General features: G+C 71.2%; 16 protein-coding genes. 12 read left to right on the forward strand and 4 right to left on the reverse strand.

Translation table 11 applies throughout. The features are described from left to right. Positions 1-11: 11 nt before the first annotated feature. Both JOF41_RS06730 and JOF41_RS06735 read left to right on the forward strand, forming a co-directional pair. The gene (locus JOF41_RS06730) at positions 12-1,424 is read left to right on the forward strand and encodes a GH1 family beta-glucosidase (RefSeq protein ID WP_209617106.1); all 1,413 of its coding nucleotides are present in this window, start codon (positions 12-14) and stop codon (positions 1,422-1,424) included. A 219-nt stretch (positions 1,425-1,643) separates the two neighbouring features. Continuing rightward, complete coding sequence (locus tag JOF41_RS06735) at positions 1,644-1,925, forward strand: DUF4287 domain-containing protein (RefSeq protein WP_189225791.1); 282 nt, start codon at positions 1,644-1,646, stop codon at positions 1,923-1,925. A 350-nt stretch (positions 1,926-2,275) separates the two neighbouring features. Here JOF41_RS06735 and JOF41_RS06740 read toward each other — a convergent pair whose 3' ends face one another. After that, a complete protein-coding gene (locus tag JOF41_RS06740) occupies positions 2,276-4,408 on the reverse strand; it encodes a discoidin domain-containing protein (protein ID WP_209617108.1) in 2,133 nt (710 codons plus the stop codon). Positions 4,409-4,654: 246 nt separating this feature from the next. Here JOF41_RS06740 and JOF41_RS06745 point away from each other — a divergent pair, with 246 nt between their 5' ends. From JOF41_RS06745 to JOF41_RS06755, 3 genes are read left to right on the forward strand one after another with little or no spacing between them, the layout of a single operon-like run. Next, a complete protein-coding gene (locus tag JOF41_RS06745; RefSeq protein ID WP_209617111.1) occupies positions 4,655-5,518 on the forward strand; it encodes a DUF1996 domain-containing protein in 864 nt (287 codons plus the stop codon). Then, the gene (locus tag JOF41_RS06750; protein WP_209617114.1) at positions 5,515-6,036 is read left to right on the forward strand and encodes a DUF305 domain-containing protein; all 522 of its coding nucleotides are present in this window, start codon (positions 5,515-5,517) and stop codon (positions 6,034-6,036) included. Before JOF41_RS06745 ends, JOF41_RS06750 begins: the two co-directional genes overlap by 4 nt. Positions 6,037-6,046: 10 nt before the next feature. Then, a complete protein-coding gene (locus JOF41_RS06755; RefSeq protein ID WP_209617116.1) occupies positions 6,047-6,787 on the forward strand; it encodes a DUF427 domain-containing protein in 741 nt (246 codons plus the stop codon). An 85-nt stretch (positions 6,788-6,872) separates the two neighbouring features. On the opposite strand, the gene JOF41_RS38155 is transcribed toward JOF41_RS06755, so the two are convergent. Continuing rightward, positions 6,873-7,928, reverse strand: a complete 1,056-nt coding sequence (locus JOF41_RS38155) for a helix-turn-helix domain-containing protein (RefSeq protein WP_209617119.1) — start codon at positions 7,926-7,928, stop codon at positions 6,873-6,875. 361 nt (positions 7,929-8,289) lie between these two features. Here JOF41_RS38155 and JOF41_RS06765 point away from each other — a divergent pair, with 361 nt between their 5' ends. The 4 genes from JOF41_RS06765 to JOF41_RS06780 all read left to right on the forward strand — a co-directional run bounded on the left by JOF41_RS06765 (position 8,290) and on the right by JOF41_RS06780 (position 10,282). Beyond that, positions 8,290-9,147 (forward strand): helix-turn-helix domain-containing protein, encoded by an 858-nt coding sequence (locus JOF41_RS06765; protein WP_209617122.1) that lies wholly within the window; start codon positions 8,290-8,292, stop codon positions 9,145-9,147. 20 nt (positions 9,148-9,167) lie between these two features. Next, positions 9,168-9,365 (forward strand): DUF397 domain-containing protein, encoded by a 198-nt coding sequence (locus JOF41_RS06770; RefSeq protein ID WP_209617125.1) that lies wholly within the window; start codon positions 9,168-9,170, stop codon positions 9,363-9,365. Between the two features lie 52 nt (positions 9,366-9,417). Next, positions 9,418-9,603, forward strand: a complete 186-nt coding sequence (locus JOF41_RS06775; protein ID WP_189225801.1) for a DUF397 domain-containing protein — start codon at positions 9,418-9,420, stop codon at positions 9,601-9,603. A 178-nt stretch (positions 9,604-9,781) separates the two neighbouring features. Further along, positions 9,782-10,282 carry a DinB family protein gene (locus tag JOF41_RS06780; RefSeq protein WP_209617128.1) on the forward strand — a complete coding sequence of 167 codons (501 nt, stop codon included), beginning with the start codon at positions 9,782-9,784 and terminating at the stop codon, positions 10,280-10,282. 59 nt (positions 10,283-10,341) lie between these two features. Here the strand turns inward: JOF41_RS06780 and JOF41_RS06785 are convergent, their stop codons facing one another. Then, positions 10,342-10,806 carry a cupin domain-containing protein gene (locus JOF41_RS06785; RefSeq protein ID WP_307867273.1) on the reverse strand — a complete coding sequence of 155 codons (465 nt, stop codon included), beginning with the start codon at positions 10,804-10,806 and terminating at the stop codon, positions 10,342-10,344. Continuing rightward, the gene (locus JOF41_RS37650) at positions 10,803-12,326 is read right to left on the reverse strand and encodes a GGDEF domain-containing protein (protein WP_209617145.1); all 1,524 of its coding nucleotides are present in this window, start codon (positions 12,324-12,326) and stop codon (positions 10,803-10,805) included. Before JOF41_RS37650 ends, JOF41_RS06785 begins: the two co-directional genes overlap by 4 nt. A gap of 192 nt (positions 12,327-12,518) precedes the next feature. On the opposite strand from JOF41_RS37650, the gene ruvC reads away from it, so the two are divergent. From ruvC to ruvB, 3 genes are read left to right on the forward strand one after another with little or no spacing between them, the layout of a single operon-like run. Beyond that, entirely contained in the window at positions 12,519-13,097 is a 579-nt protein-coding gene (ruvC, locus tag JOF41_RS06795; protein ID WP_189225804.1) for a crossover junction endodeoxyribonuclease RuvC, read from the forward strand. Next, positions 13,094-13,681 carry a Holliday junction branch migration protein RuvA gene (gene ruvA / locus JOF41_RS06800; protein WP_189225805.1) on the forward strand — a complete coding sequence of 196 codons (588 nt, stop codon included), beginning with the start codon at positions 13,094-13,096 and terminating at the stop codon, positions 13,679-13,681. Before ruvC ends, ruvA begins: the two co-directional genes overlap by 4 nt. Then, positions 13,678-14,736: a Holliday junction branch migration DNA helicase RuvB gene (gene ruvB, locus JOF41_RS06805; RefSeq protein ID WP_189225806.1), complete on the forward strand. Its 1,059-nt coding sequence runs from the start codon at positions 13,678-13,680 to the stop codon at positions 14,734-14,736. The genes ruvA and ruvB overlap by 4 nt, the downstream gene beginning before the upstream one ends. The last annotated feature ends 66 nt before the right edge of the window (positions 14,737-14,802 follow it).

The raw sequence follows: 14,802 nt of genomic DNA on the forward strand, positions 1-14,802 counted from the left end.
TGAGGAGATCAATGGACACCACGGCGCCGACCGTCGGGATCGATCTCGCGATCGACCCCGCGATCGACACCCTGCCCGCTTCGTTCCGCTGGGGCGTGGCGACCTCCGCCTACCAGATCGAGGGGGCGGTGGACGAGGACGGTCGCGGACCGTCCATCTGGGACACCTACTGCCGCGTTCCTGGCATGGTGCACAACGGCGACAACGGCGACGTCGCCTGCGACCACTATCACCGGATGCCCGAGGACGTCGCGCTGATCAGCTCACTGGGCGTGGACACCTACCGCTTCTCGGTGGCCTGGCCGCGCGTGCAGCCCGGCGGCCGCGGCCCGGTGAACCCGAAGGGCCTGGCCTTCTACGACCGGCTGGTGGACGAGCTGCTGGGCAAGGGCGTCGACCCCTGGGTCACGCTCTACCACTGGGACCTGCCCCAGGAGCTGGAGGACGCGGGCGGCTGGCCGGTGCGCGACACCGCCTACCGCTTCGCCGACTACTCGATGATGGTGTTCGACGCGCTGTCCGACCGGGTGCGCACCTGGACCACGCTCAACGAGCCGTGGTGCTCGGCGATGCTGGGCTACTACGAGGGCAGGCAGGCGCCGGGCAGGCAGGACTTCACCGCCGCCATCCACGCGGTGCACCACCTGCTGCTGGGTCACGGCCTGGCGCTGGGGCGGATGCGCGAGGCGGCCACTCCGCCCACCGAGTTCGGCATCACGCTGAACATGGGCCACGCCTCACCGGCCACCGACAGCGAAGCCGACCGCGAGGCGGCCCGCCGCGCGGACGGCCTGTCCCGCCGCATCTACCTGGACCCGCTGCTGCGCGGGCACTACCCCGAGGACGTGGTGGCGGACCTGGCCAAGCGCCTGGTGGAGATCCCGGTGCGGGACGGGGATCTGGAGATCATCTCCCAGCCCATCGACGTGCTGGGCGTGAACTACTACTCCAGCTCCAAGCACTCCGGCGTGGCAGAGGACGGCGCGGTCGCCGACGAGGACGGCCACCCGGTGGACCGCGTGGTGCGCTTCGGCAAGCCGGTCACCGCGATGGACTGGGAGATCGTTCCGGAGGGCTTCACCGACCTGCTGGTGCAGCTGAGCCGGGAGTACCCCGGTGTGCCGATGGTCATCACCGAGAACGGCGCCGCGTTCGAGGACCGGCCCGACGAGTCCGGTTTCGTGCGGGACGACGACCGCACCGCCTACCTGGACTCGCACATCGCGGCGGTCGCGAAGGCGCGCCAGGCGGGGGCGGACGTGCGGGGCTACTTCGCGTGGTCGCTGATGGACAACTTCGAGTGGTCCTACGGGTACGACAAGAGGTTCGGCATCGTGCACGTGGACTACGAGACGCAGGTCCGCACGCCCAAGCGCAGCGCGCTGTGGTACCGGGACGTCATCCGCCGGGTGCGGGGGAGCTGAGAGCTCACCCGAGTCGGACGCGGGCCCCGGTCGGGCCGTCGAGGATCGCCTCGACGTTCCCGGCCGGGGCCCGCGTCGTGGTGTCCGGCGCGTCGGTGATGAGCACGGCGGGGGAGCACGACGGCGGAGTCGAGCACGTCCGGACCGAAAATAAAAGTTGTCGGTTAGGGGTGGTTCGTCGTAGGGTCGTCCCAGTACCGCTGATGAACGGAGAACGACGTGTCCTTCCAGGCCTACCTCGACGGCATCGAGAAGAAGACCGGCAAGACCCCCGCCGAGCTGCTGGCCGAGGCCGGTGAGCGCGGTTACGACGCGACCACCAAGGCCGGGGTGGTCCTGGAGTGGCTCAAGGCCGACTACGACCTGGGGCGTGGGCACGGGATGGCGCTGTACCACGTGCTCAAGAACGGCACCGAGATCGGCGACAAGCACGTGGGCAGCGCCGGGGCGCACCGGGACGAGTCCACGACGCTGCGCGTGGACGGCCTCGCCAACCGCTGACCACCCGCCCCGCTCCCTCCGCGAGTCGAACGCTCAGAACCCCTGAGTTCTACGTTCAGGTCGCGCGAACTGAGCGTTCAGGCACTGCGAGTTGAGCGTTGGAGGCTTTAAAAGCGGCGCTCGCCGCGCGGCAGGTCGCCAAGGACGGCGCTCACGGGCACCCCGCTGCGCGCGCTTCGCGCACGCCCCTCTGGTGCGTGGGCAAGTACTACCCGGCGGGGTTGGGAGGGCCGGTAAGTACCGCCCGAGGTGTCTGAACGCTCGGTTCGTGGTGTCGGAACGCGCGACTCGCAGGGGCGACACGCCCAACACGCCCATAGGTGGGTGGCGCTGGAGGCGGGCGTGTGGGGTCAGCGTCGGTAGACGCCGAACTCGTGGAGCGAGTAGCCGTAGCCGGTGCCGCGCTGCGTGCCGTTGACCCGCACGTACCGGCCGGTCGCCGTCACGTCGATCGAGTCGACGCCGCCGTTGCCCGAAGTGGTTCCGTGGACCGACCGCCAGGTGTTGCCGTCGTCGGAAACCTGGATCTCGTACGCGCGCCCGAAAGCGCCCTCCCACACCAGTTGCACGTGCTGGAAGGTGGTCGACGCGCCCAGGTCCACGCGCAGCCACTGCGGGTCGCTCCAGTCGCTGGCCCAGCGCGAGCCCGCGTCGCCGTCGGTGGCGTTGGAGGGCGGGAACGGTGCGCCGTCGCCGACCTGCTGGTAGGACGAGGCCGTGGTGGGCTTGCCCAGCGCCACGTTGGTGCCCGCCACCGGCGGTGCGACGACGCGGATCGACTTGGTCTCGATGCCGATGTTGCCCCGACCGTCCTCGGCCATCACGTAGACCTTCCACACGCCCAGCCGGTCCGGCGCGGTGACGGTGAGGCGGTTGCCGCTGACCGACACCGGGGTCGGCACCAGCGCGCCGCTGTTGTCGACGTACTTGCTGTTGAACGCCGCCGACCAGGTGATCGGGTCGCCGTCGGGGTCGGCGGCCGCCACGTCGATCGACAACTGGCCGCCCGCCGGGACGTCGGTGGTGCGGCTCAACGACATGGACGTGATCACCGGCGGGGTGTTGGCGGGCGTCGCGCCGCCGAACGCGCGCTGCACCGCGTAGAAGCCCAGCCGCTTCTTGCCCGCAGGGGTCAGGTTGAACCACACCGCGCCGAAGTCGTACTCGGTGCCGTAGTGGAACAGCGTGCCACCGAAGGAAACGCCGGTGTGGCCGATGATGCAGTTCCACGCCCGCGTGTAGCCGTCGCGCTTCTGCACGTCGGTCGGCTCGGCGGGCACGCCGTTGACGTCGTCGGGCACCTCCCACTCACCGGCGGGCCCGGCCTCGGTGAGGATGTAGGGCTTGGTGTAGCCGCCGTCGATCCAGTCCTGGCGCACCTGGCACACGTTGCCGTAGGAGTTGACCGCGTACAGGTCCAGGTCCGGCGCGTGCGCCTTGAGGTAGACCCAGGCGCCGGTCCACGCGTCGGTGTTGGTCACCGGGTGGTCGGGGTCGATGGCGTGGATGGCCCGCGCCGCTTCGTTGACGTAGCGGGCGTAGGCGACGCGCTGGTTCTCAAGCTCGGCGCCGGAGAAGCAGTTCTGCAAGCCGAGGATGGACTCGTTGCCCACGTTCCACATCAGCACGCCCGCGTGGTCCTTGTAGGCGGCGACCCACTGCCGGATGGTGTCGAGCATGGACGTCTTGTAGGCGGTGTCGGTGACGTAGTTGACGCAGCCGCCACTGCCGGGGCCACCGCCGGGCTGCAGCCAGAAACCGTTGATGACGCGCAGGCCGTTGGCCGCCGCGGCGTCGAGCAGCGGCCGGGTCGAGGCGTCGGTTCCCCACGTGCGCAGCGTGTTCACGCCCATGGAGCGCAGTTCCGGCATGTACCGGGCGGCGTCGGCGGCAGGTGGCCCCCACGTCAGGCCCTTGACCACCCACGGTGCGCCGTCCACGGTGAGCTGCCAGTCGCCCTGGCCACCGGTGACCCGGACCCCCGTGCCGGGCTGCGGGCCGTCCCCCCGAGTGCCGAAAACCCTGAACTCCCACAGGGAGTATCCGTAGCCGTTGGCGCGCTGCGTGCCGTGCACGCGGACGTACCGGCCGGTGCCGGTCACGTCGAAGCCTTGGCGCCCGCCCGTGCCGTTGGCGACCGAGCGCACGGTCGTCCAGTTCGCGCCGTCCGCCGAGACCTGGAGCTCGAACGCGGTCGCGTAGGCCGCTTCCCAGTCCAGCTCGACCCGGCTGATCGCGGAGGTCGCGCCCAGGTCCACGCGCAGCCACTGCGGGTCGCTGCGGGCGCTGGACCAGCGGGTGCCGCCGTCACCGTCGACAGCGGCCTCGGCGGGTGTGCCCGCGCCCTCGGTGGAGGACGCCACGGCGGGTCTGCCCTGCGACAGCAGCACGGGTGCGGCGTTCGCGGCGTCGGGCGCGAGCACCAGGCTCGCGAGCAGAGCGATCACGGCGACGAGCGGGCTGGCGGATCGGAGGCGTTGCATGGCGTCTCCTGCCGGGGTTCGCGGGCTGATGTGCGGGAGAGCGCTCTCACAACCCGTACGGAGTGTTACGTCAGTGCTACGCAGCTGTCAAGGAATGGCTTCCGGTGGCCCTCTTGACAGTCGCGTGGGATGCCGGGAGCCTCTGTTTGGAGAGCGCTCTCCTGCCTGGCTCGTCCCACGTAGGCAGGAGGAACCGTGTCCCGAAAGCGACTACTGCTACCCGCCGTTCTCGCGGCGGTCCTGACCATGACCACCCTTTCGGCCGCCGACCGAGCGGCGCAAGCCGATGAGCTGGTCACCCACCACGAGTTCCAGGCCAACTGCTCGGTCACCACCCACCGCCCGGACGACCCGATCGTCTACCCCGGTCTGCCGGGGGCCTCCCACATGCACACGTTCCTGGGCAACGACTCGACCAACGCGGGCAGCACCAACGACTCGCTCAAAGCGGGCGCCACCAACTGCAAGACGCCCGACGACAAGTCCGCCTACTGGTTCCCCACGCTCTACAACGGTGACGCCGTGGTCGCCCCCAGCGGTCCGCAGGTCATCTACTACAAGTCCGGAATCCTGGCCTACCAGCAGGTGCGGTCGTTCCCGGCCGGGCTGCGCTTCGTCGTCGGCGACCAGGCCGCGACCCGCGAGCAGTTCCAGCACGCCCCCGGCGCGGTCGAGGGCTGGGAGTGCGGCGACAGCTTCCACAACTGGGACTTCCCGTCGTGGTGCCCGCCGGGCAGCCAGCTCAACATCCGCTACCAGGCGCCCAGCTGCTGGAACGGCCGCGACCTTGACTCGGTCGACCACAAGTCGCACATGGCCTACCCGGACCGGGCGACGCTGGTCTGCCCGCCGTCGCACCCCGTCGCGGTGCCGATGCTGGAGTTCAAGATGGCCTTCCCGGTGTCGGGCGACATGTCGCGGGTCCGGCTGTCCAGCGGACGCGGGTACTCCTGGCACTACGACTTCATGAACGCCTGGGACGGGCCGACGCTCCAGGCGCTGGTGAGCCACTGCGTCAACGGCGGCCTGCAGTGCGACCCGCGCGGCTTCGACCAGTACAAGCCGAACCGGGGCGCCGCGCTCGGCCCCGACTACCGGCTGCCCCGGTGAGCAGCACCCCGGCCACCCCGGAGCGGACGCGCCGGGGTGGCCTGCTGGCCCTGCTGCTCCTGGCAGCCTGTTCCACGCCAACCCCACCGCCCCCGCCTGCGTTCAACCCCACCGACACCGCGTGGCTGCAACTGATGATCCCGATGAACGAGCAGGCGCTTCCCGCGCTGGACCTGGCCCCGCCGGAGCTGGCCGGTTTCGCCGCCGCCGTCAAGGAGAGCCACCAGCGCGAACTTGTCCACTTGAGACGGTTGCGAGCCGAGGCCGGTCTGCCCGACACCAACCTCCACGCGGGCCACCAGATGCCCGGCCTGGTCACCGAGGCGGACCTGGCCGCTCTGCGGCTTTTCCCCTCGGGTCTGGCGGGCGAGCTGCGCGAGCACCTGGACCAGTCCGCCCTGGTGGCCCGCGGTGAACTGGACGCGGGCGCGAACCTGGCGGTCAAGGACCTCGCCGCGGCGGTGTCCAGCGCCAGGACCGCGCAGCTGGCGGAGCTGAGCCGCCTGGAATCGGCGTAACGTCGGTGGCATGACTGCTGCCGAGCGCGGGCGGGTGCGGGTGGAGGCCGGGGCCAAGCGGGTCCGGGCGTACCTGGCGGGGGAACCGGTCCTGGACACCGTGCGCCCGTTCCTGGTGTGGGAGAAGCCGTACTACCCGACGTACTACGTGCCCGTCGAGGACGTGCGGGCCACCCTCGTGCCCACCGGCGAGATCCGCCGCTCGCCCAGCCGCGGCGACGGCGAGGTGTTCGACGTCAAGGCGGGCGCGGCGGTGGCCGGAGGTGCGGCGCTGCGCTACCCGACTTCCCCGCTGGAGCCGCTGCGCGGCCTGGTGCGTGTTGAGTGGGACGCGGTGGACGAGTGGTTCGAGGAGGACGAGCCAGTCTACGTCCACCCCCGCAGCCCGTACACGCGGATCGACGCGCTGGCCAGCAGCAGGCACGTCCAGGTCTCCGTCGGTGGCGTGCTGGTGGCGGACTCGCGCAGGCCGGTGGTCCTGTTCGAGACCGGCCTGCCCCCGCGCTACTACCTGCCGATGACCGATGTGCGGATGGACCTGCTGCGGCCCACGGACCTGAGGACTGGGTGCCCCTACAAGGGGACCGCCGAGTACTGGTCGGTGGTGGTGGGGGACGAGGTGCACGAGAACGTCGTGTGGGGGTACCGGACACCGCTGCCGGAGAGCCAGAAGATCGCCGGACTGGTGGCGTTCTACAACGAGAAGGTCGACATCACGCTGGACGGGGTGCTCCAGGAGCGGCCCGGCTGACCGGGTTCGGCCGACTAGTGGAATATATGGATCGCATGTCGAACCGGGGCACGCTTCTTCGACGTTGGTGTAGGAGATAACTACGTCAGGAGGAGGCTGTGCCATGACCGTTCAGCTCACCCCCAGAGACCGCGCCGTGCTCAGGGCCGTCGCGGCGGGCCGTTGCGAGTTCCACGCGGGCAGGTTGCTCGTGGACGGGATCGGGTGCTGCGACCAGTTCGTCGGCCGCCGGTTGGCCGCCGCGGGGCTGATCGCCGCGCAGCCGGGTCCGGCCCGGCTGACCGAGTCCGGCAGGGCGCTCCTCGCCGCTTGAGCCCCACCGCGGCGGGCGAGAGGGTTCGCCGAACACCGCGTGCTCGTGCAGGCGGTGGAACTGCCGCAGGTGCTCGCGCACGTCGGTCGGACCGGTGACCACCACCGTGCCCGCGGGCAGTTCCGCCACGACCATCCGCTCGTCGATGATCCGGAAACCCGCGTCGGGCAGTTCGACATCGGCCGCGAACGGGATGATCCCCGCTCGGAGGTCGTCCCGCGCCATCAGCTCCCGCACGCGCCCGGCGTACCGGGACGAGCGGGCCACGCCCTCGGTGACCAGGACGATCAACTCCTTGCCCGCGTCCTGTTCCCACAGCTGTTCCGGGAAGCTGCCGAGGCCGAACACCCGCACCACCGACGCGGACTGCTCGACCTGCGCGACTCGGCGCGTGGTGCCCAGGCACAGCACCGCCCTGCGGTGCCCGCTCTCCTCGGCCACCAGCCGTGCCAGTCCGACCAGGTGCTCCCGCACCTCCGGGGCGACCCGGTAGCCCTCGGCCAGCCGCGCCACGTCGACGGCCTTGGGCGCGAGGCGACCGGTTTCCAGCTTCGACAGCTTCGACTGGCTCATGCCCGCCAGCGCGCCCGCCTCCCGGCCCGTCAAGCCCGCGCTCAGGCGGCAGGACAGCAGCAGGGCGGACAGCTCCGAACGCGCGTCGCCGCACTCGCGCCGGTCCGCCCGGATGCCGCGCGACCGCAGTGCGACGCCTTCCGCGACCAGCGCCGCGCGGACCGTCCCGTACGAGCGGCCGGTCAGCGCCGCCAGCGCGCGGATCGTCCTGCCACGGGCGTACTCCGCGGTCACGAACTCGCGGAACCCGGTCATCGCCCCACCGGCCTGCCGCTGCGGAGGAACGCGGGGTGGGGCCCGCACGCGATCGTCGCCGGAGCACCGCACAACGTCAGACCCTCGTCGTCCGCCACGAGTTGGCGCGTGACTGCGTAAGGACCGCCCTCGTGAGGGAACCGGCGGAACTGTCGGACGCCCATCACGACACCTCCGCTGTGACACGACTGGTCATCGACATGTGCATGGCATCTCCTGGGGTCTGTCAGTCCACACCGGACTGATGACGAAAACTTACGGGACGAAATTTCGTTAAGAAATCATTCGTTAGGGTGGTCTTCCTCCCGAATCGCCGCGCATGAACCACACTTGGCGGCGACGCCGACCGGTGGAGGCTTGGATGAGTGATGTCGAGCAGCGAGCGCCGTTCCTGCGGAGGCGTCTCGGTGACCGACTGCGCGAGTTGCGCAAAGCAGCGGGCCTGACGCCCAAGGAGGTGGCAGCGGAGATAGGCATCTCCACCGCCACCCTCAGCAAGATCGAAACTGGCAAGCAAGCGGTCAAACCCGCCTACGTGAAGCTCATGTGGCCGCTGTACGCGGTCGACGCGGAGGAGCGCGCCCGCCTGCTCCGCATGGCGGAGGAGTCGGGCAAGCCTGGGCGGCTCAGTCGGTACAGCACGATTCTGCGCGGCGATTTCGTGGATTACCACGAGATGGAGGGACAGGCGGAGGCCATCTGGGTGCACGAGCCCGGCCTGGTGTTCGGTCCTTTCCAAGTCCCCGACTACGTGCGTGCGATCCGCAGGGCCGCGAAGCCGGACAGCGACGAGGATGATCTGGCGGCCTCGGTCGAGCTTCGGCAGTTCCGGTTCAAGGACCTCACCGGTGATCGGGCTCCGGCGGTCGACATCGTGCTCGATCAAGCGGTTCTCTGCCGTGAAGTCGGTGGCCGGGAGGTGATGCGGGAGCAACTCGGCCTGCTGGCGGACGTTGCCGGGTTGCCGAACGTGGATCTCAGGATCATCCCGTTCGAGGCCGGGGCATATGCGGCACAAGGCGCGGGTTTCGCGGTGCTGCGACTGCCTCCGGAACCTCGCAAGGACGTGGTCTTCATCGAGAGCGACCTCGTCGCGGAATACCTCGACCACCCCTCCGAAGTCGCCCGGTACCGGGAGATGTTCGAGCAAGCCGGACAGCTCGCGCTCACTCCTTCCGAATCGGTCGACCTGATGGATAGGCTGCGCTCGAGCCTGTGAGCGCAAGCGGAGGGGGCGGGATGAGGGCGGCCGCGAACCGGTTGGCATGGAGGAAGAGCAGCCGTTCCAACGGGCAGAACGGCGCTTGCGTGGAGATGACCTTCGCCGGGGGCAAGGCGCTGGTCCGCGACTCGAAGAATCCGGCGGCTGGGATCCTCGCATTCGGTCCTGCCGCGTGGCGACTCTTCACCGGCGGGGCTCGGCAACGCGACCGGTAGCCGCACTCGAACTCACCTCACGTTTCCAGAGGTGTTGGAAAGTGGAGACCTGATGAGCCACCGGAACCCGATCCGCACGGGCTGGTTCAAGTCCAGCTACTCCAATCCGGCGCAGAGTTGCGTCGAGGTCCGCTTCGACGACGGGATCGTGCGCGTCCGGGACAGCAAGGCTGACGGGGCGGGGCCGGTCATCGCGGTCAGCGCGGCGTCGTGGAAGGCGTTCCTGCGCGCTCGGTGATCACCCTCGCGCATCCCCGGCCACCGCGAGTCGAACGTTCCGGTCGTGCGAGTTCGACGTTCGGATGTCCTGAGCGTTGAACTCAGGGGTTCTGGGCGTTCGACTCGCGGGGGATCGAGGGCGGAAGTTGTCCTCGATGGGTCATAGCGTGCTCTCAACGACGAGAGAGGCGGACGCCATGACCACCGTGATCACCACCGGAGAGCGCGCGGAACTGCTGCAGGCGCTGACCCAGCACCGGGGCTTCCTGCGGTTCACCGCCCAAGGGCTGACCGACGAGCAGGCCACCACCCGGACCACGGTCAGCGAGCTGACCGTCGCCGGGCTGATCAAGCACGTGACGCAGGTCGAGGAGAAGTGGATCGACTTCGTCCTCGACGGCCCGGCCGCGATGAACCAGGACTACGAGGAGCACGCCAACGGCTTCCGGATGCTGCCGGGGGAGACCCTGCAGGGGCTGCTGGACCGCTACGAGGAGGTCGCGCGCCGCACCGACGAGCTGGTGGCCACGCACGACCTGGACGCGCGGCAGCCGCTGCCCGAGGCCCCCTGGTTCGAGCCGGGCGCCCAGTGGTCGTTCCGGCGGGTGCTGGTGCACCTGGTCGCGGAGACCTCGCAGCACGCGGGGCACGCCGACATCATCCGGGAGGGCATCGACGGGCAGAAGTCGATGGGGTGAGCGGGCGGGTAGTAGTTGGGGGCGTGGGGACACCGCTCGGGTAGTACTTGCCGACGCGGTCAGAAGCGGGACAGGCGGCGGATCAGGTCGGCGTGGGAGGGGTAGGCGGCGGCCAGCTCGTCGGCCGCGCCGAAGGTGACCACGTCGTCGGTGTAGGGCGGCACCACCACGGTCCCCACCAGCGACCACTCGCCCGCGGGCGCGCTGGCCTGCCACACGCCGGCGGGCACCACCACCTGCGGGCGCTGCCCCTGCGCCAGGTCCGGGCCGAGCACGGGCTCCTCCACCTCACCGGAGGGGTGCAGCAGCAGCATCCGCAGCGGGGCGCCCGCGTGGTGGGCGTAGATCTCCACGTGGTCCAGGCGGTGCAGCCCGGAGAACTCCGGCGACCGCAGCAGGTAGTAGATCGCCGAGACCTGCTCGGACCGGTAGGACTGGGCGAAGTGGCCGCCCTCCACGGGCAGCTCCACCAGTCCGAGCCGGGCGATCACCTCATCGGCTGAAATCGCGCTCCCCCTGGTCACGTCAGCTCCGCCTCCACCGGCTCGGCGCCGTGCACCACCACGACGCCCTTGCCCAGTCGCTTCGCCGTGTACATCGCCGCGTCGGCGCTGCCTAGCAGCTCGTCGGCGCTGGTCCCGCTCCTGGCGCTGTGCGAGATGCCCACGCTGGCCCGGATCAGGTGCTCCCCGCTCCTGGTGCGGTGCGGGGAGCGCAGCGCCTCCAGCACCCGCTCGCCGATCTCCTCCGGCGCGGGCGCGCGGCCCTCGACCAGCACGCCGAACTCGTCGCCGCCCAGCCTCGCCACGGTGTCCTCGTGGCGCACGCACCGCTGCAACCGCTGCGCCACGATCCGCAGCACCTCGTCACCCTCGGCGTGGCCGAAGTTGTCGTTGACGTCCTTGAACCCGTCCACGTCGATGAACAGCACCACCACCGGCTCGGGCCCGGCCAGCGCGGCGGTCAGCCGCTCGCGGAACAGCGCCCGGTTGGCCACCCCGGTCAGCGGGTCGTGGTAGGCCTGGTGGCGCAGCCGCTCGCGGCTGTCCTTGAGCTGCTCCAGCAACCGCACGTTGTCGATCAGGGTGAACAGCTGCCGGGCGATCACCAGCCCCACCACGCCCAGCCCGACGTAGACCTCCAGCGGGTTCAGCCGCACCCCGGTGGCCGTGCCCACCACCACGAACAGCCCGGTGACCAGCAGCGGCAGGTAGGGCGCCAGCAGGTGCAGCAGCTCTCCCGCGCGCAGCCGGTCGGCGGGCAGCCGCTCGCGGCGCGGGCTGCCGGGCGCCACCGAGGACAGGAACAGCAGCACCGGGCTGGCCATGAAGCCGATGTCGGCCGCGGTCGGGATGGTCGTCACCCCCTGGCTGACCAGGTAGGCGAACACCCAGCCGGACGCGGACTGGGCCAGCGCCGCCAAGGCCAGGAACAGCATCGGCAGCTGGCGCACCGCCCGGTGCGTCCAGGACAGCACCAGCAGCACCACCAGCAGCACCAGGTACGCCGCCGGGTGGGCGACCACCGTGGCGAACCCCACGCCCGTGGCCGCCCAGGCCCGCACCATCGACTCCAGCGCCGACACCCACGTCAGCACGAACAGCGAGCCGACCACGATCAGCCCGTCGAGCACCAGCACGACCCGGCTGCGGTGGTCGGTCAGCGAGCCTGACGAGCCGTGCGCCAGCACCATCACCCCGCCCAGCGCCAGGCACGGCACGAGCAGGAAGCCCAGCGGCGCCAGCGTCGAGGTCGGCATCGGCACGCCGAGGAAGACCTGGCCCCAGATCCACGCGCCCAGCCCCAGCACCAGCGACGCGGTGGCCGCGACCAGCCACATCCGCCAGCGCCGGGCGGTGCCCTGGCGCCGCAGGGCCGCCCGCCAGTAGCAGACCAGCGCCGCCACGGCCGCGACGAGCTGGCTGAACTTGTCGACGGCCACCGAGGTCGAGCGCTCCAGCACCCCGGAGACCACCAGCACCACGACGCCGGTCAGCAGCGCGCAGGCGGCGACCGCGAGGACGCTGAACCGCCTCAGGGTCATGGCACCCCGCTCGCCGCGACTGGAGTCGATCAGTGGACCGGGCCACTGTAGTAAGACGGTGACGCTGTGTCGACAAGGGGTAGCGGTTCGTCACCCAGCGCGTGTCGGCGAGGCGCGTGACCGGGGTCAGGCCGTAAGGTTCGAACTGGTGTTCGCCACCAGGTCGCGGCACCGCTCGGCGAAGGGATCAGCGTGCGCGTGTTCGGAGTCGACCCCGGCCTGACCCGGTGCGGGTTCGGGGTGGTCGACGGGGGACCGGGCCGGACCGTGCGCTGCGTCGCGGTGGACGTGGTGCGCACCCCCGCGGACGAGGACCTGTCGCGGCGGCTGCTGCGACTGGCCGACGCGGTGGAGGTGTGGCTGGACCGCTACCAGCCGGAGGTCGTCGCGGTGGAGCGGGTGTTCAGCCAGCACAACGTGCGCACGGCGATGGGCACCGCCCAGGCGGGCGGCATCGTCGCGCTGGCCGCCGCGCGACGCGACCTCCCGGTCATGTTCCACACCCCCAGCGAGGTCAAGGCGGCCGTGACCGGCTCGGGCCGGGCGGACAAGGCGCAGGTCACCGCCATGGTCACCAAGCTGCTCGGGCTCAAGGTCGCGCCCAAGCCCGCCGACGCCGCGGACGCGCTCGCGCTGGCCATCTGCCACCTGTGGCGCGCGCCCATGCGCTCGCGCCTGGAGCAGGCCCAGGCGAGGGCGGCTGAACTGGCCAAGGCGCACCGCGCGAGACTTGCCCGAGCAGTCGCCGAGACGGGGAGGAAGGCACAGTGATCGCGTCGCTGCGGGGGCAGGTGCTGTCCGTGGGGCTCGACCACGCGGTGGTCGAGGTCGGAGGGGTGGGCTTCGCCGTGCAGGCCACCCCGGCCACGCTGGCGACGCTGCGCCGCGGCGAGGAGGCCCAGCTGGCCACCGCGCTGGTGGTGCGGGAGGACTCGCTGACCCTGTTCGGGTTCGCCGACGCCGACGCGCGCGAGCTGTTCGGCCTGCTCCAGACCGTCTCCGGGATCGGCCCCCGGCTGGCGCTGGCCACGCTGGCGGTGCTGGAGCCGGACAAGCTGCGCGCGGCGCTGGCCGAGGGCAACACCACCGTGCTCACCCAGGTGCCCGGCATCGGCCGCAAGGGCGCCGAGCGGCTGGTCATCGAGCTGCGCGACAAGGTCGGCCAGCTGCCGACCGCGCCCGCCGCGGCCGACGGCGCGCTGGTGCGCACCCAGGTCACCGAGGCGCTGCTCGGCCTGGGCTTCCCGGCCAAGCAGGCCGAGCAGGCGGTGGACGCGGTGCTGGCCGAGGACGGCGCGCAGAGCACCTCCGCGGTGCTGCGCCGCGCACTGGCGACCCTGGGGCGCAAGCGGTGAGCGAGTTCGCCGAGGACAACGCGCTGGACCCGCTGCCCGACCCGTTCGAGCGGGACGTCGAGTCCACCCTGCGCCCGAAGGACCTGCACGAGTTCGTCGGGCAGCCGAAGGTGCGCGAGCAGTTGGAGCTGGTGCTGCACGGCGCCATGCGGCGCGGCGCTCCGCCCGACCACGTGCTGCTGTCCGGCCCGCCCGGCCTGGGCAAGACCAGCCTCGCCATGATCATCGCCGCCGAGCTGGGCGCGTCGCTGCGGATCACCTCCGGCCCAGCGCTGGAGCGCGCGGGCGACCTGGCCGCGATGCTGTCCAACCTGGTCGAGGGCGACGTGCTGTTCATCGACGAGATCCACCGGATGGCCCGGCCCGCCGAGGAGATGCTCTACCTGGCGATGGAGGACTTCCGGGTGGACGTGGTGGTCGGCAAGGGACCGGGGGCGACCAGCATCCCGCTCGACATCGCCCCGTTCACCCTGGTCGGCGCCACCACCCGGTCCGGCGCGCTGACCGGGCCGCTGCGCGACCGGTTCGGCTTCACCGGGCACATGGAGTTCTACAGCCCGCAGGAGCTGGAGCTGATCCTGCGCCGCTCGGCCAAGATCCTCGGCGTCGACCTGCGGCCGGACGGCGCGGCCGAGATCGCGGGCCGCTCCAGGGGCACGCCCCGCATCGCCAACCGGCTGCTGCGCCGGGTGCGCGACTTCGCCGAGGTGCGCGCGGACGGCGCGGTGGACCGCGCGGTCGCCCGCGACGCGCTGGCCGTCTACGACGTGGACGAGCTGGGCCTGGACCGGCTGGACCGGGCCGTGCTGGGCGCGCTGGTGCGCTCCTTCGGCGGCGGCCCGGTGGGCGTTTCGACGCTGGCGGTCGCGGTCGGGGAGGAGCCGACCACGGTCGAGGAGGTGTGCGAGCCGTACCTGGTGCGGGCCGGGATGCTGGCGCGCACCCCGCGCGGCCGGGTGGCCACCGCCTCGGCGTGGCTGCACCTGGGGCTGCAACCACCCGAGGGGACTCCCGGCGAGCAGGTGCGCTCGCTGTTCGACGACCCCGAGGGCTGACGTGCCGGGTGATCCGCGCTACCGACCTGGCACAATCGGCGGCGGATCCCACAGATTCGGACGTTC

It is taken from the genome of Saccharothrix coeruleofusca, from assembly GCF_017876325.1.
In the GTDB taxonomy this organism is placed as follows: Bacteria; Actinomycetota; Actinomycetes; order Mycobacteriales; family Pseudonocardiaceae; genus Actinosynnema; species Actinosynnema coeruleofuscum.

Coding starts and splice junctions, on each gene's coding strand:
- JOF41_RS06730 (WP_209617106.1), top strand. CDS start 12: ATGGACACCACGGCGCCGACCGTCGGGATCGATCTCGCGATCGACCCC.
- JOF41_RS06740 (WP_209617108.1), bottom strand. CDS start 4,408: ATGCAACGCCTCCGATCCGCCAGCCCGCTCGTCGCCGTGATCGCTCTG.
- JOF41_RS06745 (WP_209617111.1), top strand. CDS start 4,655: ATGACCACCCTTTCGGCCGCCGACCGAGCGGCGCAAGCCGATGAGCTG.
- JOF41_RS06755 (WP_209617116.1), top strand. CDS start 6,047: ATGACTGCTGCCGAGCGCGGGCGGGTGCGGGTGGAGGCCGGGGCCAAG.
- JOF41_RS38155 (WP_209617119.1), bottom strand. CDS start 7,928: ATGACCGGGTTCCGCGAGTTCGTGACCGCGGAGTACGCCCGTGGCAGG.
- JOF41_RS06765 (WP_209617122.1), top strand. CDS start 8,290: ATGAGTGATGTCGAGCAGCGAGCGCCGTTCCTGCGGAGGCGTCTCGGT.
- JOF41_RS06770 (WP_209617125.1), top strand. CDS start 9,168: ATGAGGGCGGCCGCGAACCGGTTGGCATGGAGGAAGAGCAGCCGTTCC.
- JOF41_RS06775 (WP_189225801.1), top strand. CDS start 9,418: ATGAGCCACCGGAACCCGATCCGCACGGGCTGGTTCAAGTCCAGCTAC.
- JOF41_RS06780 (WP_209617128.1), top strand. CDS start 9,782: ATGACCACCGTGATCACCACCGGAGAGCGCGCGGAACTGCTGCAGGCG.
- JOF41_RS37650 (WP_209617145.1), bottom strand. CDS start 12,326: ATGACCCTGAGGCGGTTCAGCGTCCTCGCGGTCGCCGCCTGCGCGCTG.